The organism is Acinetobacter sp. AOR12_HL (assembly GCF_027855275.1).
Classification (GTDB): Bacteria; Pseudomonadota; Gammaproteobacteria; order Pseudomonadales; family Moraxellaceae; genus Acinetobacter; species Acinetobacter baumannii.
The window spans coordinates 106,534-133,307 of the sequence record NZ_JAKTIJ010000027.1 but is presented as its reverse complement, the minus strand read 5'-3'; the positions used below and the strand labels follow the sequence as shown (position 1 = coordinate 133,307).

At 37.1% G+C, this 26,774-nt stretch carries 40 protein-coding genes; 16 read left to right on the top strand and 24 right to left on the bottom strand.

Features of this window, described 5'->3' with window-relative positions:
* The 15 genes from MKL36_RS14270 to MKL36_RS14200 all read right to left on the bottom strand — a co-directional run.
* Positions 1 to 344, bottom strand: a 344-nt coding sequence (locus MKL36_RS14270; RefSeq protein ID WP_044119310.1) for a hypothetical protein, incomplete at its 3' end; no start/stop codon positions are given.
* A 660-nt stretch (positions 345 to 1,004) separates the two neighbouring features.
* The gene (locus tag MKL36_RS14265) at positions 1,005 to 1,241 is read right to left on the bottom strand and encodes a hypothetical protein (protein WP_000152666.1); all 237 of its coding nucleotides are present in this window, start codon (positions 1,239 to 1,241) and stop codon (positions 1,005 to 1,007) included.
* Between the two features lie 208 nt (positions 1,242 to 1,449).
* A complete protein-coding gene (locus tag MKL36_RS14260) occupies positions 1,450 to 1,794 on the bottom strand; it encodes a hypothetical protein (protein ID WP_020752382.1) in 345 nt (114 codons plus the stop codon).
* 266 nt (positions 1,795 to 2,060) lie between these two features.
* Complete coding sequence (locus tag MKL36_RS14255) at positions 2,061 to 2,279, bottom strand: hypothetical protein (RefSeq protein ID WP_001017700.1); 219 nt, start codon at positions 2,277 to 2,279, stop codon at positions 2,061 to 2,063.
* Between the two features lie 485 nt (positions 2,280 to 2,764).
* Complete coding sequence (locus tag MKL36_RS14250) at positions 2,765 to 3,019, bottom strand: hypothetical protein (RefSeq protein ID WP_000861102.1); 255 nt, start codon at positions 3,017 to 3,019, stop codon at positions 2,765 to 2,767.
* Positions 2,991 to 3,467 carry a hypothetical protein gene (locus tag MKL36_RS14245; protein ID WP_001277124.1) on the bottom strand — a complete coding sequence of 159 codons (477 nt, stop codon included), beginning with the start codon at positions 3,465 to 3,467 and terminating at the stop codon, positions 2,991 to 2,993. Before MKL36_RS14245 ends, MKL36_RS14250 begins: the two co-directional genes overlap by 29 nt.
* Positions 3,464 to 3,865 carry a DUF559 domain-containing protein gene (locus tag MKL36_RS14240; RefSeq protein WP_270908998.1) on the bottom strand — a complete coding sequence of 134 codons (402 nt, stop codon included), beginning with the start codon at positions 3,863 to 3,865 and terminating at the stop codon, positions 3,464 to 3,466. Before MKL36_RS14240 ends, MKL36_RS14245 begins: the two co-directional genes overlap by 4 nt.
* Positions 3,865 to 4,188: a hypothetical protein gene (locus MKL36_RS14235; RefSeq protein ID WP_270908997.1), complete on the bottom strand. Its 324-nt coding sequence runs from the start codon at positions 4,186 to 4,188 to the stop codon at positions 3,865 to 3,867. The genes MKL36_RS14240 and MKL36_RS14235 overlap by 1 nt, the downstream gene beginning before the upstream one ends.
* Positions 4,178 to 4,384, bottom strand: a complete 207-nt coding sequence (locus MKL36_RS14230; protein WP_000030899.1) for a hypothetical protein — start codon at positions 4,382 to 4,384, stop codon at positions 4,178 to 4,180. Before MKL36_RS14230 ends, MKL36_RS14235 begins: the two co-directional genes overlap by 11 nt.
* Entirely contained in the window at positions 4,377 to 4,505 is a 129-nt protein-coding gene (locus MKL36_RS14225) for a putative phage replication protein (protein ID WP_002056374.1), read from the bottom strand. The genes MKL36_RS14230 and MKL36_RS14225 overlap by 8 nt, the downstream gene beginning before the upstream one ends.
* The gene (locus MKL36_RS14220) at positions 4,502 to 5,464 is read right to left on the bottom strand and encodes a helix-turn-helix domain-containing protein (protein WP_031978229.1); all 963 of its coding nucleotides are present in this window, start codon (positions 5,462 to 5,464) and stop codon (positions 4,502 to 4,504) included. The genes MKL36_RS14225 and MKL36_RS14220 overlap by 4 nt, the downstream gene beginning before the upstream one ends.
* Positions 5,461 to 5,754, bottom strand: a complete 294-nt coding sequence (locus tag MKL36_RS14215) for a hypothetical protein (RefSeq protein ID WP_000102848.1) — start codon at positions 5,752 to 5,754, stop codon at positions 5,461 to 5,463. Before MKL36_RS14215 ends, MKL36_RS14220 begins: the two co-directional genes overlap by 4 nt.
* Positions 5,751 to 6,026 carry a hypothetical protein gene (locus MKL36_RS14210; protein WP_270908996.1) on the bottom strand — a complete coding sequence of 92 codons (276 nt, stop codon included), beginning with the start codon at positions 6,024 to 6,026 and terminating at the stop codon, positions 5,751 to 5,753. Before MKL36_RS14210 ends, MKL36_RS14215 begins: the two co-directional genes overlap by 4 nt.
* Before the next feature lie 55 nt (positions 6,027 to 6,081).
* A complete protein-coding gene (locus MKL36_RS14205; protein WP_270908995.1) occupies positions 6,082 to 6,402 on the bottom strand; it encodes a helix-turn-helix domain-containing protein in 321 nt (106 codons plus the stop codon).
* Between the two features lie 10 nt (positions 6,403 to 6,412).
* Complete coding sequence (locus MKL36_RS14200) at positions 6,413 to 6,664, bottom strand: Cro/CI family transcriptional regulator (RefSeq protein WP_270908994.1); 252 nt, start codon at positions 6,662 to 6,664, stop codon at positions 6,413 to 6,415.
* 108 nt (positions 6,665 to 6,772) lie between these two features.
* On the opposite strand from MKL36_RS14200, the gene MKL36_RS14195 reads away from it, so the two are divergent.
* The 3 genes from MKL36_RS14195 to MKL36_RS14185 all read left to right on the top strand — a co-directional run bounded on the left by MKL36_RS14195 (position 6,773) and on the right by MKL36_RS14185 (position 9,413).
* Positions 6,773 to 7,537, top strand: a complete 765-nt coding sequence (locus MKL36_RS14195; RefSeq protein WP_270908993.1) for a LexA family transcriptional regulator — start codon at positions 6,773 to 6,775, stop codon at positions 7,535 to 7,537.
* A 71-nt stretch (positions 7,538 to 7,608) separates the two neighbouring features.
* The gene (locus MKL36_RS14190; RefSeq protein ID WP_001112645.1) at positions 7,609 to 8,682 is read left to right on the top strand and encodes a DUF262 domain-containing protein; all 1,074 of its coding nucleotides are present in this window, start codon (positions 7,609 to 7,611) and stop codon (positions 8,680 to 8,682) included.
* Positions 8,682 to 9,413 (top strand): MAE_28990/MAE_18760 family HEPN-like nuclease, encoded by a 732-nt coding sequence (locus MKL36_RS14185; RefSeq protein ID WP_000479584.1) that lies wholly within the window; start codon positions 8,682 to 8,684, stop codon positions 9,411 to 9,413. Before MKL36_RS14190 ends, MKL36_RS14185 begins: the two co-directional genes overlap by 1 nt.
* Here MKL36_RS14185 and MKL36_RS14180 read toward each other — a convergent pair.
* Positions 9,382 to 10,545, bottom strand: coding sequence for a DNA cytosine methyltransferase (locus MKL36_RS14180; RefSeq protein WP_430516976.1), 1,164 nt, complete (start codon positions 10,543 to 10,545; stop codon positions 9,382 to 9,384). The genes MKL36_RS14185 and MKL36_RS14180 overlap by 32 nt on opposite strands.
* Positions 10,546 to 10,670: 125 nt before the next feature.
* Here MKL36_RS14180 and MKL36_RS14175 point away from each other — a divergent pair, with 125 nt between their 5' ends.
* The 11 genes from MKL36_RS14175 (at position 10,671) to csrA (ending at position 16,775) form a co-directional block, all read left to right on the top strand.
* Entirely contained in the window at positions 10,671 to 11,120 is a 450-nt protein-coding gene (locus MKL36_RS14175) for a hypothetical protein (RefSeq protein ID WP_002053030.1), read from the top strand.
* Positions 11,113 to 11,436, top strand: a complete 324-nt coding sequence (locus tag MKL36_RS14170; RefSeq protein WP_000064469.1) for a hypothetical protein — start codon at positions 11,113 to 11,115, stop codon at positions 11,434 to 11,436. Before MKL36_RS14175 ends, MKL36_RS14170 begins: the two co-directional genes overlap by 8 nt.
* Before the next feature lie 10 nt (positions 11,437 to 11,446).
* Positions 11,447 to 12,568, top strand: coding sequence for an ATP-binding protein (locus MKL36_RS14165; protein ID WP_001207477.1), 1,122 nt, complete (start codon positions 11,447 to 11,449; stop codon positions 12,566 to 12,568).
* Positions 12,565 to 13,566 (top strand): hypothetical protein, encoded by a 1,002-nt coding sequence (locus MKL36_RS14160; protein ID WP_270908992.1) that lies wholly within the window; start codon positions 12,565 to 12,567, stop codon positions 13,564 to 13,566. Before MKL36_RS14165 ends, MKL36_RS14160 begins: the two co-directional genes overlap by 4 nt.
* 1 nt (position 13,567) lies before the next feature.
* Positions 13,568 to 13,825, top strand: coding sequence for a hypothetical protein (locus MKL36_RS14155; RefSeq protein WP_032045053.1), 258 nt, complete (start codon positions 13,568 to 13,570; stop codon positions 13,823 to 13,825).
* On the top strand, positions 13,816 to 14,025 hold the full coding sequence (locus tag MKL36_RS14150; RefSeq protein WP_270908991.1) for a hypothetical protein: 210 nt from the start codon (positions 13,816 to 13,818) through the stop codon (positions 14,023 to 14,025). Before MKL36_RS14155 ends, MKL36_RS14150 begins: the two co-directional genes overlap by 10 nt.
* Entirely contained in the window at positions 14,022 to 14,306 is a 285-nt protein-coding gene (locus MKL36_RS14145) for a hypothetical protein (RefSeq protein WP_038350176.1), read from the top strand. Before MKL36_RS14150 ends, MKL36_RS14145 begins: the two co-directional genes overlap by 4 nt.
* Before the next feature lie 3 nt (positions 14,307 to 14,309).
* Positions 14,310 to 14,567, top strand: coding sequence for a hypothetical protein (locus MKL36_RS14140; protein ID WP_000015931.1), 258 nt, complete (start codon positions 14,310 to 14,312; stop codon positions 14,565 to 14,567).
* Between the two features lies 1 nt (position 14,568).
* Positions 14,569 to 14,784 (top strand): hypothetical protein, encoded by a 216-nt coding sequence (locus tag MKL36_RS14135; RefSeq protein WP_000362184.1) that lies wholly within the window; start codon positions 14,569 to 14,571, stop codon positions 14,782 to 14,784.
* 209 nt (positions 14,785 to 14,993) lie between these two features.
* Entirely contained in the window at positions 14,994 to 16,274 is a 1,281-nt protein-coding gene (locus MKL36_RS14130; RefSeq protein ID WP_001185176.1) for an aspartate kinase, read from the top strand.
* Positions 16,275 to 16,520: 246 nt separating this feature from the next.
* Entirely contained in the window at positions 16,521 to 16,775 is a 255-nt protein-coding gene (csrA, locus tag MKL36_RS14125; protein WP_000906487.1) for a carbon storage regulator CsrA, read from the top strand.
* Positions 16,776 to 16,844: 69 nt separating this feature from the next.
* On the opposite strand, the gene rnhB is transcribed toward csrA, so the two are convergent.
* Positions 16,845 to 17,411 (bottom strand): ribonuclease HII, encoded by a 567-nt coding sequence (rnhB, locus tag MKL36_RS14120; protein ID WP_000495832.1) that lies wholly within the window; start codon positions 17,409 to 17,411, stop codon positions 16,845 to 16,847.
* 65 nt (positions 17,412 to 17,476) lie between these two features.
* Positions 17,477 to 17,866 carry a hypothetical protein gene (locus MKL36_RS14115; RefSeq protein ID WP_000735756.1) on the bottom strand — a complete coding sequence of 130 codons (390 nt, stop codon included), beginning with the start codon at positions 17,864 to 17,866 and terminating at the stop codon, positions 17,477 to 17,479.
* A gap of 240 nt (positions 17,867 to 18,106) precedes the next feature.
* Here MKL36_RS14115 and MKL36_RS14110 point away from each other — a divergent pair, with 240 nt between their 5' ends.
* Positions 18,107 to 18,664, top strand: coding sequence for a cytochrome b (locus MKL36_RS14110; RefSeq protein ID WP_001111768.1), 558 nt, complete (start codon positions 18,107 to 18,109; stop codon positions 18,662 to 18,664).
* 42 nt (positions 18,665 to 18,706) lie between these two features.
* On the opposite strand, the gene MKL36_RS14105 is transcribed toward MKL36_RS14110, so the two are convergent.
* The 6 genes from MKL36_RS14105 to MKL36_RS14080 form a co-directional block, all read right to left on the bottom strand.
* Positions 18,707 to 19,705 (bottom strand): adenosine deaminase, encoded by a 999-nt coding sequence (locus MKL36_RS14105; RefSeq protein WP_001077405.1) that lies wholly within the window; start codon positions 19,703 to 19,705, stop codon positions 18,707 to 18,709.
* 111 nt (positions 19,706 to 19,816) lie between these two features.
* A complete protein-coding gene (locus MKL36_RS14100) occupies positions 19,817 to 21,136 on the bottom strand; it encodes an NCS2 family permease (RefSeq protein ID WP_000729980.1) in 1,320 nt (439 codons plus the stop codon).
* Between the two features lie 322 nt (positions 21,137 to 21,458).
* Positions 21,459 to 21,686 carry a hypothetical protein gene (locus MKL36_RS14095; protein ID WP_000608974.1) on the bottom strand — a complete coding sequence of 76 codons (228 nt, stop codon included), beginning with the start codon at positions 21,684 to 21,686 and terminating at the stop codon, positions 21,459 to 21,461.
* Positions 21,687 to 22,054: 368 nt separating this feature from the next.
* Positions 22,055 to 23,605 (bottom strand): flavin-containing monooxygenase, encoded by a 1,551-nt coding sequence (locus tag MKL36_RS14090; protein WP_021510949.1) that lies wholly within the window; start codon positions 23,603 to 23,605, stop codon positions 22,055 to 22,057.
* A 23-nt stretch (positions 23,606 to 23,628) separates the two neighbouring features.
* Positions 23,629 to 24,459, bottom strand: coding sequence for an SDR family NAD(P)-dependent oxidoreductase (locus MKL36_RS14085; RefSeq protein WP_021510950.1), 831 nt, complete (start codon positions 24,457 to 24,459; stop codon positions 23,629 to 23,631).
* Between the two features lie 65 nt (positions 24,460 to 24,524).
* Entirely contained in the window at positions 24,525 to 25,487 is a 963-nt protein-coding gene (locus MKL36_RS14080) for a metal-dependent hydrolase (RefSeq protein ID WP_000226456.1), read from the bottom strand.
* A gap of 511 nt (positions 25,488 to 25,998) precedes the next feature.
* Here MKL36_RS14080 and MKL36_RS14075 point away from each other — a divergent pair.
* Positions 25,999 to 26,721: a pirin family protein gene (locus MKL36_RS14075; RefSeq protein WP_021510951.1), complete on the top strand. Its 723-nt coding sequence runs from the start codon at positions 25,999 to 26,001 to the stop codon at positions 26,719 to 26,721.
* The last annotated feature ends 53 nt before the right edge of the window (positions 26,722 to 26,774 follow it).

The window sequence follows — 26,774 nt, the reverse complement described above, 5'->3', positions numbered from 1 at the left end:
AAGCTCATATACTCTGGAATAAATTTCTTTATAGGCGGAGGTGGTTTAGGTCCACCTTCTGTAATTTTTTCGATAAATCCAGCTAACCATAAAATATACTCACCTTCTGAATTATGAGGAGGAATCAAACTCACATCTATTTTTACTTTACATTCATCTAATTGTTTACTAAACAATTCAACAAAATCAATAAAATTATATTTTAATTTAAATTTTGTTCCCTTAATTTCTCTGCGTATACATGTCATAAGTAAGTTCATATTTTCAATACAGTCATGTGAAAACAATTCCTCATCTTTAATTTTGTTATAAATATTTTCCGCAAACATGAGATACTGTGTCATTTCAGCAGCTCCTCATTTTTATAAAGTATTTTTCTTAAGGTAGTCCTATTATAACAATGTTGCAACAAGAAATTTTCCATTTTTAGTTTAAGGAAATTTTAAAAATTATAAAAACGATTATATTCAATAAATTAGTACAAATAAAAGCTATGGAAGTTTGATCTTTCTATTGAGCTTTAAAATGGATTATTGTGTTTAAATCATCAATTTAAAAAGCTTGCCTAGTAGGCAAGCTCCCCCTTTTTTTGATATTTGCGCTGATCAATAAGGTTTAGTGTTACTTAAAGCAACACACTGATAATACTGAAATATTTAAAAATAAAAAAGCCCACTTCCTATTTTTATTCAGAAATGGGCTTAGCGAAAAAAAACGCTTAGACCTGAAATAGGAAATATCTATTCGGAAATATCTCCAACTTCATATTGGCATAATATTTAAGCACTAGCAATAGGGATTGAATTAAAAATATTAAATATTCATATTTAAATAGATAAAGATTTCTTTTTAAATAGTTTTATTTTTAGCCTACATAATTTTTTTACTTATCAAGAGTTATAAAGAATATGTGCCCATCAATAGGTAATACTTAATAAGGTCTTATGTGTAGTAACCATTAGGCTCTAGAGACTAAGAACTCAAACTGACTAAAAATAAAATAATTAATTTTCAATATCAATGATCATATACTGCAAAGTTAAGTATATTCCAACTTCTCCATTGTTGAGTGCCTCATATAAGTCTTCATCAACGAAATCTCCAGATTCATCATATAGCCATTTATGAATTTGAATAATTTGTATATTCCCTTTTTTGTCTATTCTTGCTATTGGGTCTATTACGGACCGAACTATCACCTTCTTCTTCGTCTTAACATCGAGCAATGTGATAATTGTCATTTTAAAATCCTTATAAATATCCTGTATAATAACTACTCTCAATCAATAAAGATTTTTATATTTAAATTACTTAATTAGCAATCTTTTCAAACTAAAAAATAAATAAAAAACACTTTAATAGTGTGTGCCTATTAGAAAAGATACCTTAAATATTCTACTAGCAATAAAAAACTGCTTTAAGGGCTGTTCATCTAAAATTCACAGGTACTTAATGAAGTTTTTTTTTCTGTCTTTGCATCTTTCTGGGCTCACAAATTTTTCCAATAAAGTTAGTTAACCACAAAATACTTTCTTCACGATCTTCAAAATGAGGTATAAGGCTTAAATCTACTTTTATTTTGCGATCAGCTAAAGGCAAACTTAAACAATGTTCAAAGTCTATTGAGCTGTACTTCAATTTGAGTCTTTTTTCTGCAGCTTGATTCTTTATCTCAGCCATAATGCGATTTAGATTAACAATCAAATTATTTGAAATTTTATTATTTTCATATACCCGTTCGTAAACTGTCTCAGCTACATCAATGTAATTTATTAGCTCTACATTCTCATTCATAGCATTTGTACTCCGTTTTTTTAATTATTCTCCTAAAATCATGTTTATTTGAGTTACCTAATGCATCATCTAAGTAAATATTGTTTAAATTCGATTAATTTAATTTTAAATAAATTATTGAATTAATAATATAATTATTGGATTTTATAATATTTTTATACATCTTTATCCTTAGCAAATTCAATTAAAATTTAATAAAAAGCCCCGCCAATAATCGATATTTAGCGGGGCCATTTGCGCCGTAATACGTCCGGCAAACGATAAAACTAGTTTTTAGGTGATCTAATGATATTTAGAACTTTCTCAGACATATCATGTAAGTCAGATCCAATTGGCAGCCAAAAATGATAGTTAATGTTGTCGCGGTTAAAAACTTGCTTGTAGTACTCAGTTTTAAAAGATGGGTCGATATCAGAAGCTTTTAGTAATCTGCCTTCTTTCTCTATCTTTTGCCCATCTAGTTCACCACCAACACAGATATTCATTTTAAGTACCAAATTCTAATTAGACTGGACTATAGCATAAATATAAACATGCTTAAGTGGACATTCTTAAACGCTTAACATTTAGACAAGCATTCAATTTAGATGATTTATAATGTAACGACCATGTATTTAGGATGAAGACAGCTAATGTGTGGTGTAAATCTAACCATTAAATCAAAGGAACATTACTTAATGCAAAGAAAAGGGGCGCTTTTAACGATTGTACTGGTGGCGCTTGGTGCCCACCACCAGTACAACACAATATCAACTCTACAATTAATTAATATGGAGGTGACACAAACAAATAACTATCATTTCTAATAGAATTTCAGGTGGCGATGTTTGGCGACGAGCCACCTGATTTAATTTTAAATCATAATTGAAATCTAGCAAGTATAAAAACAAAAAGCCCATCAAAGGATGAGCTTTAGATCAGTGAATTACTTATACTTCGTCCACTATATCAAAAATATGCCATAAAGCGTCTAGACAGTCAACAAGTCTAAATTATGCTTTTCTACTAATTGAGAAGCTTTTAAACGTTCAACGATTTTAATCATTAGATCATTGGCAGTTATAACGTCGATTCCTTCAAATGCTTTTAGTGTTAATTGTAATTTATTATTAATTACATTTGTAATTATTGATATTTTACCAAAATAATCAGGGTAGTATTTCAAAGTTTCATTAACTTTCTCCCGACTAACGCCTTCATATAGTTTTACAGTGTATGTTTTCATTTGAACCTCCATTTTGTCTTAATCTTTTATCATGACCTAATAAATAAAATCTAGCGCAACTCACCATAATTGCGACCTGAGCTTTAGATTGGTTTGTTTCTTGAGCAACCTTCAACAATCCTTTATTTTCAACCTTATTTTTAATTAAACAAATTAATGCAAACTTAGTTGTAAAATCTGTTTTATCAGAATTTAATAGACTTCGTAAAAGTGCTTGAATCTGTTCCGCCTCAAAATCATTAATCTCACAACGGATATAATTTTTACCTTTTTGAACTTCTTTGCCTGCTTCGCGCATTAACCAGTAAATTTGATTGATGTGAAGACCATCGGGTAAATCTCCCCCTTTCATACGCACCGTTTCGCACCATGCACCAAACTGCTCTAACCAACCATCAATAGTGTATTTAGACCAATCCATTTGTTGTGTTTTTAAAACTGCACTCATCTTTTACTCACTATTTTCTCTATCTGCTGAATCGCCAAACCTGACTTAACTTGCTCAGTACTGAACCGTAAAACTGTAAAACCCATCATTGCTGCGGAGTTGTATTTCTCCATATCCCCTATATAGCCCTTGCCTCTTATGTGACGACCTCCGCTCCAGATCCCGCCTTCAACCTCAATCAAAATCTTTGTACCCGTAATTAAAAAATCTGCTCTCCATTTACGTTCAGGATGGAACTTATATTCCTGTTCAAAACCGATCTTGCATGCTCTTAAATGCGTTGCCAGAACCATTTCACCCACACTTGGTTGTCTGGCAATTTGCTTTGCTGAACGTCGCTTTTTATTTTTCTTAATAGGAAATAACTTACGGTATTCAGCAATGCTGACTGATGACATCAAGCACCACCATTCAGCAAATGGTCCAATTGATTAGCAAAGCAGTTATAAACTCGCGCTTTATCCTGATCACCTAAAAGGCTGGATGAATGAGCATCTTGTTTATACTTCTGAGCCAGTTTTTCAATTGACTCACTTAGTTCAACCAGAGTGCTTTGCTTTTTACCGCTGAGTGGTTCAATTGAGCGTGATACGTGGTCAGCCATTTCTTTTTCCATCTGATCGAAGTAACTTTGACGTGCTAAATCTCTCGACTTGATTAGCTCTGGTGAAATAAGCTTTTCCATTTCACGGCGTTGCGCTTCAATCCATCTACTGTCCATTTTTTGCGCCCTCCGCATTAAACTTCTTCGCTTGGTCAAGTGCCTTTTCTAATTGAAGTAGCTCGTTGTAATCAGTGTTTGATAGCCCACTGCGGTTATATTTGCCTCGTAATTTTTCACAAAGAGTCTTAACTTCTGCAAAACCGCCGTAAGAATTTATTAACTCTTCAACTGCACAGTGTTGGCATTTACTCATGGCTGGCTCCTTTCTCATCAAGCTCTTTACGCGCCAACCACCACAAAACCACCGCACCGCAAAGTACTGCTGTTACACACGAAATGAGTAAGCCACAGCTTAAAATCTCGAATTTATTCAAGCCGCCTCTCCTTTACCTTTTTGTTGAAATCCAACCTGAATGAGGTATGGCATCAATTTTTGTTGTTGCTCTGGATCTGCAAGTTTCACTGCGACACGTGCAGCAAGTTGTTCATAGCTCTCGTTACCTTCAGCGTATTTGCTTGCAAACTCAGGATGTACAGAAAGTTTTTGAGCAAATGAGTAAATCTGTTTTGAACTAAGAGTATTTGATTCTCCCTGCGGGACTCGGACCTGCGTTCCAGAATTTGGTTTTTTAGATTGTTCACGTGCTTGGTATTTTCCACATGCGTTGATTAACCAATCTGCAAAGTGGTAATTCATGAGTTCATCGCAAAGATTCTTCTCGGCGTTGTAGAGTTCAAATGCTCGTAACTCTCGATCGAACCAAGTCGCGTTTTTAATCTGCTCGTAAGTTTCCTGATCAGTTGCCAAACGAATTTCTTCACCAAGTTTTTTCAAACTCAACCATGTTTTTTTATTTTTAGATTCTTCTGATAGATTCTTTGAAAGATTCCGTGTCCCAACGTTGGGACTGTTTAACGGAATTGTTGGGACTCTTTCATGGAATTGTTGGAACTGTTCCGTTGTTGGAACTGTTCCATTGTTGGTACTGTTTAAATCATCATTTTCAGTGTCAAAGTGTACCTTTGTTGGTACTGTTTCCCGACCTTTAACTCCGATCAAAAGATAGACTTTTACCTGCTTAGTTTTACCTTCGCGCTTACCAGTATCGATAATAAATCCGTCTTCAATTAACTCATCAATGATTTTTAAAACGGTCTTACGGTCCATTTCCGTGTCATCAACTAAACGAGCAATACTTGGATAGCATTCATGTGTTTCACCAGCTCGATCGGCTAGTGAAAGAAGGACTAATTTTTTGAGTGGTTTTAATGCTCCACCCACCTTTTGTTTTTGACGGGTTTTCCAAGCCCAAACTGTTGCATCTAGACTCATTTATCCCCCTCTTCATTCAACTGAATGAATGTGCTACCCAAATAGCGGATCCGTTTAGCTCGATATAAACTTGAGATGATCGGGCCAGCATGAATAAGATAAATCCCATGTTTTCCATGCTCGTCAACCAAAGCCTGCATGAATTCATCACGTGTTACAGCAGCATTTTTTTCGTCACGGTTTTGGCGGGCTAAATTTTCCTTCCGTTTTTTCAACAAACCAGACAAAGTTCTTAATGCTGGTTCATGCCAGGATTGAATATGCTTTTGTTGTTGTTCAAAGGTACTCATGACACCTCCGCTAATGCTTGCTCAGCTTTTGTTAGGCGGCGTTTAGCGTTGAGCTCTGCTACTGTTGCTGTACGGATTTCTTTTGATGAAACCAGAATCAAATGATTCTCCGATTTGATAGTCCACAACCTAGTCAAAGTTTTATTTTTAACTTCAAACAAATCATTTGATTTGAAAGTACGGCACTCTTTAGTAAGCACTACAACGTCACCTATTAAAAAATCTGGTGAGTTGTGTTCGATTGGTTGTTCTGATAAATTGTTTGTGTTCATTTGATCCACCTCAATTGAATTCCTAACCACTCCTGTTCGCGCAGGTAGTGGTTTTTTATTTGAATAAAATCCGCATGTATTCGGGTGAAGTAAAAGCTTGCGCCAACATCACACGCGTAGCTTCAGCAATTTGAGGTGAGCAATACACATCACTTTCTGGCACCACCTTCAGTCCAATGGCTGTCAACAAAGAGCTAATAAATTCAATCTCTGTCAATCCATTGTTTTTCTTGTCATTTTTCATTCTCGACAAGGTGCTTGCATCTATTCCCACCTTCTCGGCTACTTGTCTTTGGTTGCTAGCGTTAAGTGCTTGCAATATGAGCGATTCGTTATTGCTAGCGCTTGCAGGCAATTCATTTGATACTTTGCTCATGGTTAAGGTCCTAAGCGGTTAATGATCCAAGGTTTTTTGTTTGTGTAGTTTGGGGACGAAGTTCAATCCAAATATCTTGATAGTTATCAGGGAAAAGTTCTTTTCGTGTTGTTAAGCCAAGATCTTCAGCAATAACTGCTAGCCTGATTTTTCTATCAAGGGGAATAGCTTTCCATCCACTCACTGATGACGGAGCAATCCCTAGAAGTCTTGCTACCGCTGTGACACCACCTAGCTTGTCTATAAGTTGTGCGTCATTCATAACGTACTCCTAATTTTTCTTTAATTATTAGGTATTCCTTATATTAAATCAATAGGAATGCCTAATTTTATTTATGTTAGGATTTCCTAACATTGTGAGGATAGTTGTATGAATACTCTTGCTGAACGACTTAGGTATGCCATGGAAGTTTTGCCACCTAAAAAGATAAAAGGTGTTGAGCTTGCTCGTGCAGTAGGAGTCAAACCTCCTTCTGTGAGTGATTGGCTGTCTGGAAAATCCAAAACAATGGAAGGTGAAAATTTATTACGTGCCTCAAAATTTTTGAATGTTAATCCTTCATGGCTTGCATCTGGCACAGGAGAGATTCAATCAAGCACGAGAGATAAATTTAAACAACTGGATATGGAAGAATTCAAAAAGAAATACAACATTAGTGATAGTGATGAAGCACTTTTATTCTCAACAATTATCGAAAAACCTTTTACCCCATCATCTAAACGTTGGGTTCCAGTAAAGGCGTACTCTAAGATGGGAATGGATGGTTATTTTACTGACATGGGTTATGAAGGAAACGCTGGTGATGGATATGTTCCTACCCACACTGCAGGATCTAGAGCATATGCAGTAAAAGGTACGGGCGACTCTATGTTTCCAGCTATCCGGAATGGTTGGTACGTTGTTTGTGATCCTGACGCAGAACCAGTTCCTATGGAGTTCGTACAAGTTTGTCTTAAAGATGGACGATGCACAATTAAAGAGTTCATTGGTATTCAAAATGATGTGTTGAGTCTTATTGCAGTCAATGGTGGAGAGCGCCTCACATTTAACATGGACGAAGTTGAAAGCATAACTGCTATTACCGATATCGTTCCACCTAGCCAACACAGGCAAGAACATCCAAAAGCCAATTGATTCAAAATCGAACAATTTTATAAAAAGATTGTCGTTTAAACAAATTATTTAAAGTATCTCAAGGAACTATAATGCCTGATTTTAATCATGAATTAATTGAACAACAAATAAAGAGTAATCAAAAAGATTTTGACTTTGATATTAGAGAGTACACGATTGAGTTTCTTGTACAGCAATTTGATCCTGATCCAAAAGGTAACTCTGATATTTATATTCCAGAATATCAGCGTGATGATGTCTGGACAGATAAGCAAAAATCTCTCTTTATAGAATCTTTATTGATTGGTTTACCAATCCCTTATATTTTTGTTGCAGATGTAGATGAGATTGAAGAACAAGATTCCGATGGCCGAGTAGAGATTATTGATGGAGCTCAACGTACCCGTACGATTCACCAATTTAAGCATAATAATCTAACTTTAATAGGTCTAGAAAAACTACCTGCACTTGAAGGAGCAAAATTTAATGATTTACCTTTATCACGTCAAAGGCGATTTAACAGAAGCTCAGTAAGATTGATTGAACTCAAAAATATTAATGAAGAAGGCCGAAGATTGATGTTTGATCGTCTTAATACGGGTGGAAGTCCATTAACTGATATGGAGAAGAGATTAGGAACTGAAACTAGCCCTATTATTTTATTTATAAGAAAGCTTGCAAATTCTGAAAGATTTAAGCGTCTTGTTCCTTTACCAGATGCAAAACTAAAACGTAAAGAACATGAAGAATATGTATTACGATTCTTTGCTTATAAAGATAATTATTTAAATTTTGGACATTATGTCACGGATTTTTTAAATACATATATAAAAGATATGGAAGCGACCTTTGATGAACAAGTAGCTGAAAAATATGAAAACATTTTCTATGCAACTTTAGATTTTGTTGAAAGGAATTTTCCAAATGGTTTTAGAAAATCAATTGGCTCAAAAATAGTATCACGTATTAGATTTGAAGCAACTTCAGTTGGGGTTGCTTTAGCATTAGAAGAAGAACCTCAACTTGCTACTCAAACAATAAACACCGATTGGGCTTACAAAGATGAAGATTTTTTAAAAATGATGCGTTCTGATGCCAGCAATTCGAGACCTAAAGTTAAAGCGCGTATTGAGTTTGTAAAAAATAAGGTATTAGGAATACACTGATGTTTTTAAATCCTATTACAAATCCACATTTGCTAGCAGCTCATGAGGAGTTTAAAGAAAAATGTCTTGAAATTGAAAGATTTTTATCTCTTGTAAATGATTTAGACTCAGGTACAGAAAATAAACTTCTTTATAAAGGCATTGATAACATTTGGGAAACAAAACCTATTTCACGAGAAGTTCAAAAAACCCTTAGAGCTTCTTGCTATTTACTTATTTATAATTTACTTGAATCAACTACATGTGAAGCTTTAGATGCAATTCATCAGACTCTTGCTAGTGAACAAATTGATTTACAAAACTTATCTGATAAATTAAAAAAAATAATTTTTGTAAATTTAAAAGATGGTTTAGGAGAAAAAGGTATAAAAGAAATTATCGAACGTCAAATTGATCTGCGTATAGTAATTATGAATCATGGATATAATAAGCGAAACTTTTTAAGTGGAAATTTTGATTTAGATGCAGTAAAAACAATTGAAAAAAAATATGGTTTTAACCTGCATGTTCCTTCAGGGCGTGACGGAACATATGATCCCGAAGTAATTAAAATAATTAAACGAAAAAGGAATGCACTAGCACATGGCAGTGAATCATTTGAACAATGTGGTCAAAATATTCCTGTATTTAGTATGAATGATAATTATAAACATGCTAAAAACACATTACTGGCATTATTCAATGGAGTTAATAATTTTATTAATGACAAGAAATATTTAAATTTGCCTTAGTAAAACTCAAACCAATAACTTCACCTAGCCTTACAGGAACAGCATTACCAATCATTTTTCCGACAGATTTAATTGAAACAACTTGATCTTCAGGTACAAAACTATAATTTTGAGGAAAGGTTTGTAGTAATGCTGCTTCTCTTAAGGAAATAGCTCGATCTTGTTCAGGGTGACCGAATCTTCCATTTCCAAATCCATAACAAAGCGTTGTCATAGTTGGTGCAGGTTTATCCCATTCCATACGTCCATATACAGCTCCATAATTTCGGCCAGAAGCTTTTTTATGACAATTTGCTCTAAGTTCTTCAGGCCAGTCTCTCCAAGTCCCACCAGGTTTAGAAACTTTGATTCTTCGTAAATTAATTTCAGTTAATTTTGAACAAATATGTATCTTGTCTTTTTTAGAATGCTGTCCTGCCTCTAGGGGTTCTAAATGTGAAATGACTTCACGAACAGCAATCGGAAAAGAATGAGTTGGTGATATTAATTCTATCCCACCAAGTCTTGAGGCTAATACAACATGCCTTTTTCGAGTTTGGGGAACCCCATAATCTACACAAGCAACTTCCTTAGCAAATATTTTGTAGCCGAGTTCTTCTAACTCCTGAATAAAATCATGATAAACTTTATGTTTAATAACATCAGGCACATTTTCCATTGTGACTAATTCTGGTTGTACTTCTCTAATTAACCTAGCAAAATGATTTAATAGTGGCCATTTTTTATCTTGAGTAACATCCTTTCCTTGATTATATGTTGAGAAAGGTTGACATGGTGCACATCCTGCTAATAAGCGGATTACGCCATTTGAAAAACATTTATTGATTTCCTCACCAGTGACTTCTGCTACATCTTTATGAATAAATTTAGCCTTATTATTAAATTCATAAGCATAACGGCAGTCTGACTCAATATCATAACCAGCCTTAACATTTATCCCTGATTTTATAAGGCCGGCAGTCAAACCGCCCACACCACAGAAAAGATCAACTGCTTCTATTGATTGCATAATTAAATTCGTACCTCCGCAAGCTCCTATCATAACTGTTTTTACATTAAACATCGAGGAACCTTTAATATTTTCTTTTAAATTAATTTTTAATTTTCCACTAAATAAACAAAAATTAGGCATATCTAATTTTATTAGGAGTACCTATTGACTTAATAATTAGGTTTACCTAATATTTATCTCACAGACAACAAAAAGCCCCGGAACTTTGGACGGAAACGGGGCTTTGCAAAACTGCGAGATCAATTATGAACGTAAAAGTTAACTCATTCAACTCCTTTGCATTTGTCAGCATGGCTGCTCTTGCAATCTCAGGTGGTTCTTTAGTTGCTTGCCAATTGCAGCCAGCTTTCCAAGCAAAAGAAGCCCCTTCTCTATTTACCCCTAAGACTCAACCAAGTACTTACGGGGTTTTAACCGCAAAAATCACAGGTAAACATTCTGGCGTTGCTGTAATTAAATTAGATAGCTTCCGTTTAAACGTTAGCTTTGATTTTGAAGCTCATCCAGACAGCTACGGCGTTCCGGGTTCTGAATTCACTGCTGTTGAAATTACTCAACTCACAGTAAATGAAATTACTGATGTTAATGGTAAGTCATATAACGATTTCACCGAATTTGAAGACATCCGAAACATCAATGGCCTTCTAAAAGGCTTCATCGAACGTAACAAGTTGGTGGAGGCTGAACATGTCTAATTTCAAAAAGCACCCTGACGGCTACAAGTCTTATTTGGGCCGTGATGATAAAGGTCTTTATTCCGTACGTATTAAGTGGGCTATCTATGCTGCAAACGCTAACGGCTCAGTACTTTACGAAATTAAAGATGGCGTTAAAAAGCCACTTAATGTTGAGCAATTTAAAGCTAAGGAACCAAAGATTTTCGCTTCTCTTATGCAAGTAATCGACTTCCAACGCAGAAAGCAGCTCGCTATAAAACTGCGTGAAACAAATATCCCTACTTATGACCGCAAGGCTTATAAAACTAAGCGCGGCTTCACTGGCTCAAGATAAGGATAATAAAATGGCTCTACCGATTATTACTGCTGACCAAACTTTATTGGTTCAAGCAATTATTGTGTACCTATACGCTGATCCGGGTTTAGGTAAATCATCGATGGGTTTTACTGCGGAAAAAGCAATTTCTTTTGACTTTGACCGTGGTGCTCACCGTACTGGTGAATTACGTCGAGGTGCGGTTGTACAGGTTCAACAATGGAGTGATGTTGCAAACCTTACTCCGCAGGACTTAGCACCATATAAAACCGTAGTCATTGATACCGTGGGTGCAATGCTTGAATGCATTAAAACCCACCTGTTACTTACGGCAAATAACCGTCAAAAAGATGGTTCTTTAAAGTTAAAGGCTCAAGGTTTAGCGAACCAAACGTTCAAGCAATACATCAATACTTTGATCAGTTTAGGTAAAGATGTTGTTTTCATTGCACACGCATCAGAAGATCAAAACGGTGATCAAATTATTTACCGCCCAGATCTAGGTGGTAAAAACCGTAACGAGCTTTACCGTATCGCAGATGTCATGGGTTATCTAACAACTGTTACTACTGGTGAAGGTAAAAATGCCCGCGTTATTAATTTCAAACCTTCGCCTACACATCATGCGAAAAACTCAGGTGCTTTAGGCGGTGAAACCGGTGAAGTATGGGTACCTGATCTTAAAGCACACCCTACTTTCTTGGCTGACCTGATTACTCAAGCTAAAGATCACATTAACACCTTAACGCCTGCACAACTTGCAGCAGCTAAAGCCCAAGAAGAGCTAGAAAACTGGAAACAAAGCTGTGAAGAAGCAGAGCATGCAGGTGACCTTAATCAATTAACTGAGTCGCTTGATAAAGAACACATGTATTACCAGAACATGCGACAAGCAATGTTAATGAGAGCTAAAGCATTGAATTGCACGTTTGATAAACAACGTGGCACTTGGATTAGTCCCCCTGAATTTAACGGCATCTCAGATCAACAAAGAGACGAACTTCAAAACTTTATTGCTGAACGTGGCCTAGACGTAAAAACAGTATGTGAGCACTTAGGTATCGATGCCCTTATTCAAATTGAAGCAGCAAAACTTAAGGCAGTTAAACAAGACATTGAAACCTTAGCGAAAACGGGGATGACAGCATGAAAATACTAAATAAAGTTGAAGCTAAACTTGCTTGGGCCAACGGTGAATTACTTTTAGTAAATAATACTGAGCGTAATGGCTGGGAACCATTTAACCCTTATGACTTTGGCTTTGATGTTTTTGATAAATTCGAATTTCAATTAAAGCCTAGAACTATTTTTATTGGCGAGTTTGAGGTACCAGAACCATTAAGAGAAGCGCCTGCTAAAGGTTCTACTTGCTCTTACCCAAGTCCAACTGTTGAATTAGGTGTGCAGCAGTTTAAGTGGAATGGTTCAAAAGGACAATTACGCATGCTTCAGCATGGCCAAGTCCACTCAAGTTTTGATAATGCTTTTGCTCATTGCTGCGCGATTATTAAAGTCAGTGGTGGTGAGTTTGCTGAAGATATGCTCAAACTTCTGAACAAGCCAACTGATGAAGTTGAAGAAGAAAAGCCTTTAGAAAATGAAGTTGAGAAATCACCTCAGGTTAATACTGAAAAAACAGTAATTGAAGAGACTACTAAAGATTTAAAAGAGGATCTCGATAGTGCAATTGTTGTTACTGAGGGGCCTTATGTTTCATCATCCGAGGATCTATTAGTTCCAGAAACTAACGAGCCTAAAGTAGATCCAGAATATCAGCAAACCCTAGATACTCTTCTACAGCGTGTAAAAGAGTCAAAAACACCTGCAGAAGTAAATGCGGTTTATCGTTATACCCGCACATGGGATGACGAACAAATGAAGCCTATCCTTCTCGCCACTCACAAACGTCTTGAAGAGCTAGAAAAAGAACAGGCATCTGCGAATGAGCCACCCTCTTTAATGGTTCAGATCCAGAACGCACCAGACCTCACAACATTGGATGCGCTGGAAATAGATGTGGCTGCACGAGATCCGCAGATTCAACCGAAGCTAGTGGGGTATGTGAGAAAACGCCGCTATGAATTAGAGAATCCTACACCTACCCAACCTGAAGCTGATCCTGATTATCTATTAGTGGACGGTTTCTAATATGAAAGATCAGTACAAGAAAGTGAGCCAAAAACACATGCTTGGTTTTATGTACTACTTGCAATTGCTGGGCTACGTAATAGTCCGGCAAGGCATGGATCAAGCAATGTTTCTAACCAAACATTATGCGGTACCAGTCGCTTGGCGCCGCATAACGATCGACTATCACAACCGATTAAATAAACCGGCACAACAACTTTATAAAGAGTTTGTTGAGTGGACTAAAGAAGAATATTTGAGGGCTCAAAAATGGAAGTAAGAATTAAGTCTGTAAATGGCCCCAGCCCTTTACCAGCAAATTTACAAATGGATGTTGTTTATAAAGCTGTTCGCATAGATGCCAATCGAATGAAAGTAACTTGTGATGATGGTCAAGTGATTACAACACGCATTTCAAAATCTGGTTATTTGGGCGATTGGGGTGAATGGGAAATTTTAAGTGAGGATTCTCAACAATGAGCAAAGTTATTGGTGAAGTTAATTTGAGCCCTAGCAGTATTGAAGGTACTCCGGATCAGGTAGCTGTTCATATTTTTGAAAAAATCATTTGTCCAAGTACTGAAGAGCTTCTCAAAAACAATCCGGAAGCTGCAAAAGTTTTTGCATATCACATTTTTGGTTTAGCACTGTCTCAACTAGCAGAGTTTCATTCAACCAAAAGTCTAGATAAAGCTGTAACCGTTACTCTTCACAACCTTTTGCGTCAGTTGAAGAAAGAACGCAATGAGTTGAGGAACTAAAGGATGAGTGGATTAAAAGTTAAAACATGTAATTTTTGTGATGACGGGAACGGTGAATGCATTTTCCCCTATTACGGCCTTGCCCCTCATATTCATACGAAGCCAATTGGCGGTACTGAATTTATAGATGTTTCATTACCTGAAAACTTTAGTCCTGATGGGGATGGTTTAGGCATATATACACACTGTCTGAATTGTGGGGGTGATGGCACATATGAAGGCATCCAGTTAGAAGTTAAAGCGGAAAGTAAGGAGGGCTAATGTGGATAAATATCTGACATCTAACAATGTGTGTGAGATGTTTCATATTACTAAACGCACACTTAATCGGTGGGAAATTAACACTCCTTGGGGTATTCCATTCCCAGCCCCGGCATTAAGTTCTGAGGGCGGAACAATGAAAAGATACCTCGCTACTGATGTAATGAAGTGGGAGGAAGAATGCCAGCAAAAGAAGCAACTAAAAAAAGCTATATAAGTTGTACCGAAGCTAACAATCAGCAAACTTGATGAAATTAGTCCAGATCAATGATTGTTAGCATATTTACGTTACTATATACTGTCCGCCGAATCACGGCTTGCTAGATAAACTCAGCAATTTCATTTATGTACATAATGGTGTACATATAATGAAACCAAGGAAGCAAGAATATACTTTTCCCGTTTAATTATAAGGGTTTAGGCGATATGGCATTAATCGTTCAAAAATATGGCGGTACTTCTATGGGTACCCCCGAGCGCATTTTAAATGTTGCTCGTCGTGTGAAGCGTTGGCATGATCACGGTCACAAGGTTGTTGTGGTCGTATCTGCAATGAGTGGTGAAACAAACCGCTTACTTGCCCTCGCTAAAGCCATTACCGAAACACCTGACCCACGCGAGTTAGACCAAATGGTTTCAACCGGTGAACAGGTGACGATTTCCATGTTAGCTATGGCACTTAATTCGATTGGTGTGGAAGCTAAATCCTATACCGGACGTCAAGTCGGTATTAAAACTGACAGTGCATTTACTAAGGCGCGTATTGAGTCGATTGACACAGATGTCATGACCAATGACCTAGATGCAGGCCGTGTTATTGTAGTTGCAGGCTTCCAAGGCTTCGATGCCAACGGAAATACTACAACTCTAGGACGTGGCGGTTCAGATACTTCTGGTGTTGCCATTGCAGCTGCCCTAAAAGCAGATGAATGCCAAATTTATACTGACGTTGATGGGGTTTATACTACAGACCCTCGTGTTGCCCCTAAAGCGAAGAAAATCGATCGTATTTCTTTTGAAGAAATGCTAGAAATGGCATCATTAGGTTCTAAAGTTTTACAGATTCGCTCAGTAGAATTTGCCGGAAAATATCAAGTTCCTTTACGCGTATTATCAAGTTTTGATAATGATGACGACGGCGCATTTGACGACGAATTTAAAGAAAATGTAGGTACACTCATTACTACTGAGGCAGAAGACACTATGGAACAGCCAATCATTGCAGGTATCGCTTTTAACCGTGACGAAGCAAAATTAACAATTTTAGGTGTACCTGATGAACCGGGTATTGCTTCTAAAATTTTATCACCAGTAAGTGATGCCAACATTGAAGTGGATATGATAGTCCAAAATGTTGAAGAAGATGGCACAACAGATTTCACGTTTACTGTAAATCGTGTTGATTTAGCAAAAGCTGAAAAAATCTTAAATGAAACTGCCAAAAATATTGGTGCACGTGAAGTTTCAACACGCGATGACATCGTTAAAGTATCTATCGTGGGTGTAGGTATGCGCTCACATGCGGGTGTAGCAAGCAAAATGTTTACTGCCCTTGCTGACGAAGGTATTAACATCCTTATGATTTCAACTTCTGAAATTAAGGTTTCTGTCATTATTGATGAAAAATACCTTGAGCTTGCAGTTCGTTGCTTACATACCGCTTTTGGTTTAGATCGTGAACATGGTGAAAGCAGCGCACGCGCTTAATTTTACCGAACGGTCAAGAATTCATTAAAAAATGTTTACTTGTCCGACAATAATCAAAGAAAACACAGAGCCGCTATAGTTTTTTTTATAGCGGCTCTGTTATATTAAACGGAAAGTTTTTTAGCAGTGATTATCAAAATATGACTTTGTTCTCATATTTCTGTTAGAATCTGACTGAAAACTGAGGTTGAGCTTTTTATTTGGGTACCAATATTGCAGTTTTAAGCGTTTAGCAAGGAGATAAACATGCTGATTCTGACCCGCCGTGTCGGGGAAACATTAATGATTGGGGATCAAGTCAGTGTTACTGTGCTTGGCGTCAAAGGAAACCAAGTTCGAATTGGTGTAAATGCACCAAAAGAGGTTTCTGTTCATCGCGAAGAAATTTATCAACGTATTCAACATGAACGTGCAATGCATGAACACCTTCAACATCTTGATCAAGATTATCAAGTTTCATATGAAGATGATAATTATGCACAGAAAAACTTCAATCGTTAGTATGAAGTTGTTCTCTCCCTAATTAAAGCGACTTTATAGTCGCTTTAAATTTTTTGGGAATATATAAATTTATAGACCTAATGCTCGTTTTACAGGTGCATAACTACGACGGTGTTGATCAATCACGCCATGAGCTGCAATGGCTTCAAAGTGTGCTTTGGTTGGATACCCCTTATGTTTGGCAAAACCAAATAATGGATATTGTTGATCTAATTCTGCCATTTGACGATCACGCGTAACTTTAGCCAAGATACTCGCCGCACTAATCTCGGCATGGCTTGCATCTCCCCCTACAATCGCCTCGCAAGGAATAATAATTCCTTTTGGAATTTGATTGCCGTCTACAATTACCTTTTGAGGTTGTGTTTTCAGACCATCCACTGCACGTTGCATAGCCAAAAAAGTTGCCTGCAAGATATTCAGCTCATCAATTTCTGCATGTGTAGCTTCTGCTATTGACCATGCTAAAGCTTTTTCTTGAATTTCAATAAACAACTTTTCACGTTTCTTTTCAGTTAATTTTTTAGAGTCGTTTAATCCTAAAATTGGATTATTCGGATCTAAAATAACAGCTGCAGCAACAACTGAACCCACTAATGGGCCTCGTCCTGCCTCATCTACGCCTGCAACAAACATGTATACTCCAATGAAAAAGAGGCCGATTTATAAGAATCGGCCTTCTTTAATGCTTAAAACATCAATTATTTTTGTAAAGCTTCTGCCACACAAGCATTTACAGTTTTAGAAACCACTTGGTTTACGATTGTAGCACGTGCATTCACGTCAAGCGCAGCAGCAGCTAATTCTACTGCAGTCACACTATTTGGTGCTTTTTCACTTACACAGCCGCAAACATTCGTTTGGATGCTATCACGCTGTTCAGCAGTCATATATTTTGTTGCTGTCTTCCATGCAGCAACATTATTAATTTCTGTAATACATTTCGCATTAACAGCAACTTTTAATGCAGCTACGCCTAACTGTTGAGTTGTCGTTTGTGCAGAAGCACCGCCAGTACCGGTACCTGTAGTGGTTGCACATGCAGTTAAAGCTAAAACAACTGGTGCTACAGCGAGCATCAATTTTTTCATCATTTTTTTCCTTTGATCGAACGTAAGCAGCGCGTATTTTGCCTAAACTTGGGCTTAGAAGAAACAAATAAATTGATGCATTTATGCAAATTAAGTCCCTTAGTCTCCAGCTCAACTTAACCGTGTTTTTTTAAATTGAAGCGTTCTGTTTATAGCACGCTCTGTTACGGGAACAACATTTCTCAAATTTAACAGTTTCCCATAAAATCTAGCGCTAGAATGACAAAAAAAGGGTCTTTTATGCCTGCCTCAACCTCTCAATACTACACCCGTACTGCACAGATTCTGCATTGGGTCATGGCCATCATTTTTATCACTGCTTGGGTGATTGGTTTCTATAGTGGAAATTTTCTAAGTTATGACGTTGATGGCAGCTTTAAAGGCGATGTCATTACACTACATAAGAATATCGCCACAACCATTATCTTCCTCGTGGTCATTCGTCTGTTTTGGCGTTACACCCATCCTGCCCCACAATTGCCTGACACCATGTCACCAACAATGAAAACTTTAGCTCACATCGGACATTTATTACTGTATGTGATTTTAGTCGCTTTACCAGTCACTGGCTGTTTATTTAGCTGGAGTGCTGGTCACCCTGCTCCGGTTTTATATTTATTTGAAATTCCACGCTTGGTACAAGATAACCCTGAGTTATTAGCCATTGTTAAGCCATTACATATTTATATTTCATGGTTTGCAGGTTTACTTATTGTTGGCCATGTTCTGGCAGCTTTAAAACATCACTTTGTAGATAAAGACAATGTTTTAAACAGTATGACCAAACAACCTAAATAAATTCAATGTTAAAAAAACCGCCTATCACAGGCGGTTTTTTATTTAGATTTTCTGGATTTCTGAAATCCACTTTTGTTTCTCTTCATCTGAAATGAAAGAGGCTTCAAAAGAGTTAATTGCGAGTTGCTTCAACTCATCATTGGTTAAATCTAATGCCTGTTGAATGGCAAAGAAATTATCATTCATATAACCACCGAAATATGAAGGATCATCTGAGTTAACAGTCACGTGTACGCCTTTTTGTAAAAGACGGCGGATATTGTGGTCTTTCATATCCTTAACAACACATAGCTTTAAGTTACTTAAAGGACAAACAGTTAATGGCATTTTTTCATTAATTAAACGAGCCATTAATTGTTCGTCTTCTTCAGAACGCACGCCGTGGTCAATACGGTTTACTTTGAGCAGATCTAAAGCTTCCCATACATATTCAGGTGGACCTTCCTCACCTGCATGAGCCACGATTAAAAAGCCTTCTTCACGCGCTTTAGCAAAAACACGTTCAAATTTAGCTGGTGGATGGCCTACTTCGCTTGAATCAAGTCCTACAGCGATAATATCTTGTTTAAACGGTAAAGCTTGCTCAAGCGTTTCAAATGCAGCTTCTTCGCTTAAATGACGTAAGAAACACATGATCAGCTGAGAACTGATACCAAATTTGGCTTTTGCGTCAGCACATGCACGTTTAAGCCCATTGATCACGGTTGCAAAAGCAATACCACGGTCAGTATGAGTTTGCGGATCGAAGAACATTTCTGTATGAACGACACGATCTTCTGCACACTTTTCAAAATATGCCCATGCTAGGTCGTAGAAATCTTGCTCATGAACAAGAACATTTGCACCAGCATAGTAAATATCTAAAAATGATTGAAGATTATGAAAGTTATAAGCTTGCTTTACTTCTTCAACAGATTTGTAAGGAATCTGAATCTGATTACGCTGTGCAATGGCAAACATTAATTCAGGTTCAAAGGTCCCTTCAATATGCACATGCAACTCGGCTTTTGGTAAGGCCTGAATCAGCTCGACTTGATTCATATTAACTCCACATCTAAAGAAAAAAGGGTGTGGTAAGCACACCCTTCTATAATTTCCTGCTTATATCCCTATCACTAAGATAGTTCTAGAAGGAAATTATAAACAATCGTCTTAACCGCCAAAGGCGATAAATTTAAATACCCAAAGGGCAGCAATAATCCACACCATGTATGGAACAGTTTTTGCCTTACCCGTAAATAATTTAACTAATGCATAGCTGATAAAGCCCATTGCAATACCATCTGCAATTGAGTAAGCAAATGGCATAAATACAATCGTTAAAAAGGCTGGTACAGCTTCTGTAATATCATCCCAATCGATGTGAGTGATCCCTTGGATCATCAATACACCAATGAACAATAAAGCGGGTGCTGTTGCAAAACCCGGCACAGATTGAGCAAGAGGTGCCAAGAATAAACAGCAAATAAATAAGAAAGCGACAACTACCGCGGTTAAACCTGTACGTCCACCTGCTGCTACACCTGAAGCCGATTCAATATATGGCGTAGTTGATGATGTACCTAATGCAGCCCCAGCAACGATTGCAGTAGAGTCAGCAAATAGCGCTTTTTTCAAACGTGGCAATTTACCGTCTTGTAAAAGGCCCGCACGATGTGAAACGCCAACCAAAGTACCCGTACTGTCAAACAAGTCAACAATAAAGAATACGAAGATGACACCCACCATACTTGCGGTAAACAACCCTTCAAAGTCCATTTGCATGAATGTTGGCGCAATTGAAGGAATTTCACCAACCACACCCTTAAATTCATTTAGACCTAAAGCTGTAGCAATTGCTGTAACGACTAAAATACTAATAATGATCGCACCGCGGACTTTAAGCTGATGCAAAATTACGATAAGTAAAAAGCCAAATAAAGCTAATAATACAGTAGGTTGTTTAATATCGCCCAAACCGACCAATGTTGCTTGGTTCGCGACAATAATTCCGGCATTTTTTAACGCAATGAGCGCAAGGAATAAACCAATACCACCACCTATCGCAAATTTAAGCGACATCGGGATTGCATTGACAATCGCCTCACGAATTTTAAAGAAACTAATTGCAAGGAATACCACACCTGAAACAAAAACAGCTGCTAAAGCTGTCTGCCATGGCACTCCCATGCCCATACAAACCGAATAGGTAAAATAAGCATTAAGCCCCATACCGGGTGCCAAGGCGATTGGATAATTAGCAATAATACCCATCACTAAGCAACCGATTGCTGCTGCCAAACAGGTCGCAACGAATACGGCGCCATGATCCATGCCGGTTTCAGATAAAATGAGTGGATTGACAATGATGATGTAGCACATTGTTAAAAATGTTGTTACACCAGCAAGAACTTCTGTTCGAAACGTGGTTTTATTGTCGCTTAACTTAAATAAACGCTCTAACCACCCTGCCGAAGAATTGGGCGCCGCCATAAGTAGCCTCTATGCAAAATCTGAGCTGTGGAATATGTACTTCTATGTAGGTATCTGAGCAATCTTGTTTTTCTGTTCAGATCTCTAGACAAAAATCTTAAATAGACGAAGCAACAAATATGCCACTCATTTGATTTCTGCTGTCATACACAGAAAATAGCCACAGCCCCTCTTGAAACACAAAAAAGCTGCATAACCCCTATGCAGCTTTTTTACTATACGTTCAATAAGTTTAACAGATTCAACAGCAACATGATCAAAATTTATGAAAAGATATGATCAATGGCACACTTTTTAAAGCAAATCACAATCGCCACTGTGCTTAGAAAAAAACTTTTTTATCACTGATATATTTTTGCAAATTATATGAAGCTAAATTGCTATGACTAACACGGTTAGGATTACGTTCGATGGTCTGCAAATTTTTTTCAGCTTCTTGAATGATCCTCATGAGCTCTTGATGTCTTTTATTTTGGGTATCTAAATATGCCCAATACCCTAATACAAATACAATACTCACGCATAACACTATTAATACTTTATTGATCATTATTATTATCTCTATGTTTTTAATGTTAATGATCTTAACAAAAAAAAATAAGGTTGTGAATACTTTCACATTTATTTACAATAATTATCAACCACACAAGTTATTGATATAAAAATGTTTTCCAATATACAATTTAAAAAATTGATTAAAAAGAAAACTTTTCACTTAAAAATTCATTTTTAAAAATAGCTATATTATTTTAAATGAAAATTATATAGACTGCTTGGCCCATTTTTATTTTGAAGTATATTTAAATATATCGTTTACTTTAACTTCATTATATTATTTATTGAATTTTCATATATTTCTTTCATTATTTAATAGTAAAAAGCCCACCTTCATCAATAAAGTGGGCTTTTATAAATTAATTAACCTGCAACTTCTTCAACTTTAGGTTTTACTTTTACAAGATCAGCTTCATAGATGACATCGTATTCTTCTAAATTTAAATGATGTAAACGCTGTTTAAGCTTTTTCAATGACCATGGCCATGCTGCAAAGTTACGACCATTTGCATCAAGGTAATAACTCTTACAACCACCACTATTGAATACTGTGGTTTGTAAATGCTTTTGTACAAGCTCATTATGCTTTTTAATTATTTCTGATTTTACAGAAAGTTTAGCAATACCTTTCGCTTTCATTTGCAATAAACCATCTACAATATATTGCAGTTGGGCTTCAGCAAGACCAATGAATGAGTCATAAACCAAGACATTTGGCCCTAGCATAAGAAATGCGTTCGGTACATTTTCAATATTGGTTCCTAAGTAAGCTTCCGGTGAGGAGTCTTTCCAGAGTTCTGCCAGACATTCCCCTTTTTCGTTATGTACCCGTTTACCAATGGGTGGATGAGACACTTCAAATCCAGTGCCCCAAATAATCACATCTACTTCGTGGCGTTCGCCATTAGCTGCAATCACCGTATTGCCTTCGACTTTAACTAGGCCATGTGGAATAAGCGTGGTATTGGATGCCTGTAACGCTGGATAGTAGTTATTGGCAAATAAAATACGTTTACAACCAATATCAAAATTAGGTGTTACGTTTTTACGTAAAACCGGATCTTTAATTTGTAACTTTAACAATTGTTTCGCAGCAAAATTGACAGGCTTTAAAGCTTTTGGGTTGCGTAAACCAAAATTGATGACATTTAAGGTGCCTGCTACAGTCTGGCGCCAACCTGCCTGAATCGCTGGATATTTGGCAATAATTGATTTACTTAACTCACCTAAGTCTGTATCCGGTTTTGGCAGCACCCAAGGGGCTGTACGTTGGAATACAAACAGTTCTTTGGCTTTAGGTTGAATTTGGGGCACAAACTGGATGGCAGATGCACCAGTACCAATCACCGCAATACGTTTTCCAGTAAGGTCATAGTCATGGTTCCATTTCGCTGAATGGAACATTTCACCTGTAAAGGTATCTAGACCTTCAAGGCGTGGAATCTGCGCCTCAGTAATTGGGCCTGTAGCAAATAGAACTGTTTTAGCAATATATAAACCAGAGCTTGTCTCTAGTTTCCAGACATTTTTTACATTGTCCCATTCCGCTTTTAATAGTTCGGTATTGAATTCAATTAAAGACTCAATATCAAACTCACGACTAACATCTTCTAAATAACTTAAAATTTCTGGCTGACGTGCAAATAAATGGCTCCATTTTGCACTTGGAGCAAACGAATAAGAATACAAAGCTGACGGTACATCACAACCACAGCCCGGATAGGTATTTTCACGCCAAGTACCACCGACGCGGCTTGCTTTTTCAATAATTTTAAAATTAGTTAAGCCTGCTTCATTTAGCTTAATTGCAGCAGCAAGACCAGAAATACCCGCACCGACAATAAAAGTGTCATAAATATGTGCAACTTCTTGGGTTTTACGGGTGCGTGTATTTGTTCTAGGTTTAGTGACCATAATTTTTCTGCCTATACAAAATTTTATTTAAATAACTGATACGAAAGCCCAAGGAACTTTGCATATAGCGTTGGAGATGTCCTTTTCATAAGCCAGAATAATTTGGCGTCGATCTGTGGCGTGGTGTAGAGCTGCCCACGATCTAATCGATTCAATGTTAAAGTCGCAACTGCATCGCTGGTTGTCATGGCATAGTTCATGAGTGCATGGTCTGCAAGCTTGAAATAACGCCCCGGAATACGACCATTTTTAATGATATTGGTTGGCACCAAAGTCGGGCAAAGTACATTGACTTTAATATTGAATTTACGAAGCTCGGCTGAAAGGGTTTCGGATAATGCTAAAACACCCGCTTTCGTTACATTGTAGACACTCATTTCTGGTGCTGCGGTATACGACGCGGCAGAAGCCACATTAATGATTGCACCGTAACCTAGTTTTTTGAACTTTGGCACAAATGCATGACAACCATGAATAACACCCCACAGGTTTACATGCATACACCATTTCCAGTCTTCCAAACTCATTTCATCAAATTTGCCACCTAGACCTACGCCAGCATTATTAATGATGAGGGTTACAGGATGATCAAGTAACTGCTCTGCTTGATCAGCCAAAGTCTGTACTTGTTCTGCTTGCCCAACATCGCACTGTACAGCAAATGCTTTTTGTCCCAACTGTTCAATTAACTTTACGGTTTCTTCAGCAGCTTCTAAATTAATATCTGCACAGACTACGCTGCCACCACGTTTTGCCAGTTCAACTGCAAAGCTTCGTCCAATCCCACTGCCTGCCCCAGTTACGACCGCATATGCGTTTCGGCTCGGCTGGTCTTTCTTACCAAATAAAATCATAGTAAATCCTAAAAAACTTTAGGGAGATGGCAGTAATTGTCATATTACTGCCATGACCAATAGGCTTATGAAACTGCACGAACTGGTGGTGTAAATTCCTTCACAAAGTAAGGCGCAATTGCACCGCCCTCGTTAAGTAATTTCTTTTTGTAGTACTCCAGATATTCGGTCGTGTCATGGTCATTTGGATGGAAGTCTGGACGTAAGTAATCAAAAATCTGACCAATGGTGCTACCAAATACGCCATCTTTTGGACTAAAAATTAAGTTGACGCCACGACGTGCATCTTTCCAGAATTTTCTGGTCAACAGTTCTTTTGGCTTACGCAGTAGAGGTACAAATAACGTTGCTGTTGGAATAAGCCCTAAAATGGTAATGAAAGCCATTAAAAAGCCCGTTGCGCGTAACGGATAATTACCGTTTAAAACCTGATAGACGTCATAAGCAATATCTTTATGCTCAGATTCTTCAAGCATATGCCACATCCATAAGGCACGACTTTTGGCATCGTCGGTATAATAGAAATTCTTTTCATGCTTCATCATGTATTCGGCAAGTACCGCCGTAAAATGTTCAATACCCGCCATGAGTGAAAGCTTTAATGGCTGCGGGAATTTTAAGAACACATATTTAAAGAAGTTCTCACCCAAGAAACGATAAAAATCGACCGGATATTCCAGCTCTTTAATTGCATCATTGAACTCATTATGCAATTTTGAATGGATGGCTTCTTGACCAATCAGCGATGTAACACGCTGTTTTAAAATCGGATCTTGAATAAATTCACGGTGATGACGAGCTGTTTCAATCACCAGATCTTCACCATAGGTCAAAAAAACCGAAAGCGTTGCAAAGAACAAAGTTGCAAACTGGTTGTTGACGTAAAACTCAATATCAATTTCTTTACCATCAAATCCGATATTTAAATGGCGAATTGGGATAGTTCCTTTATTTGAGAAATCTATCTTTTGATACTGAGCTATAACTGATTTAGGAGAAATAATATTTCGGATAGCTTGAGCGACCATTTTCGACACCCTATAAAATTTGTTAAATACAAGGCAGCGTCGAATCAAACAGCTAAAGTTGTCTTTGGATTATTTCTTGCAATCTTTAACTGCTCTCGAACAAAAATTTGCTCGAATACCTCTGCCTTGTCATGTTTTATGAACTTAAGCGTTGTTAAGTTCACCAAATCAGGTTAAATAGTGCGCTTGCTATAACACTCGAACAAGGACAAAAAAAGCCAATCCATTTTGAAACTTTTTGCCAACTCAAATATTTTTCGATTATTTTAAATTATTTATATAAACTACTATTATTCATTATTATTCAAATAAAATACATTTGTCCTAAAATGATAAAAACATGGCTTAAAAAGATAACACACGAAATATTCTGCCTATTTCTATACATGCCTTAGTTCTATATTTGAGCGTTCCAAAAATCACACCAAGCTTTCTGTTTTTAGAGCTTTATTGCACAAATGAAAACGATAAACTGCATTCAGAGAAAAAAATTGGATGAGGAGAATAAATCATGTTTGATATGCGTTTATCTCATGAGCGTGGTGCAGCACATCATGGCTGGTTACAGTCGAAACACACGTTTTCATTTGCAAATTATTGGGATCCGAAACAAGTTGGTTTTTCAGATTTACTTGTAATTAATGACGATACAGTTGCTCCATCAAAAGGCTTTGGTACTCACCCTCACCGTAACATGGAAATCATTTCTTATGTGCTTGAAGGTGCGTTAGAACATAAAGATTCAATGGGTACTGGTTCGGTGATTGTGCCTGGTGATATTCAATTAATGAGCGCAGGTCGTGGGGTTGCACATAGTGAATTTAATCACTCTGCTCAAGAAAATGTGCACTTCTTGCAAATTTGGGTGGTTCCAAATGAAGTGAACACAACACCGGGCTATCAACAATTGCATATTTCCGAGGAAGACAAACGCGGTAAATTGCACTTGATGATTTCACCAAAAGGTGGCGAAAAAACTTTATCCATCAAACAAGATATTAATATTTATTCAGGTCTTTTTGATGGTGAAGAAACAGCAGAGTTTGCAATTCCTGAAGGTCGTTATGTTTACCTACATGTGGCAAAAGGCCGTATTGATGTAAACGGTAAAACCTTTAATACTGGTGATGCTGCGCGTATTCGCGATGGAGGCAAGTTATCATTTACCAATGGTGGCAATGCTGAAATTCTGATTTTTGATATGCGTCCGGAAGAAATTCCAACCATGCCATAAATAGTAAAAACACCTGCGTAGAAGTATACGCAGGTGTTTTTTATCATATTTGA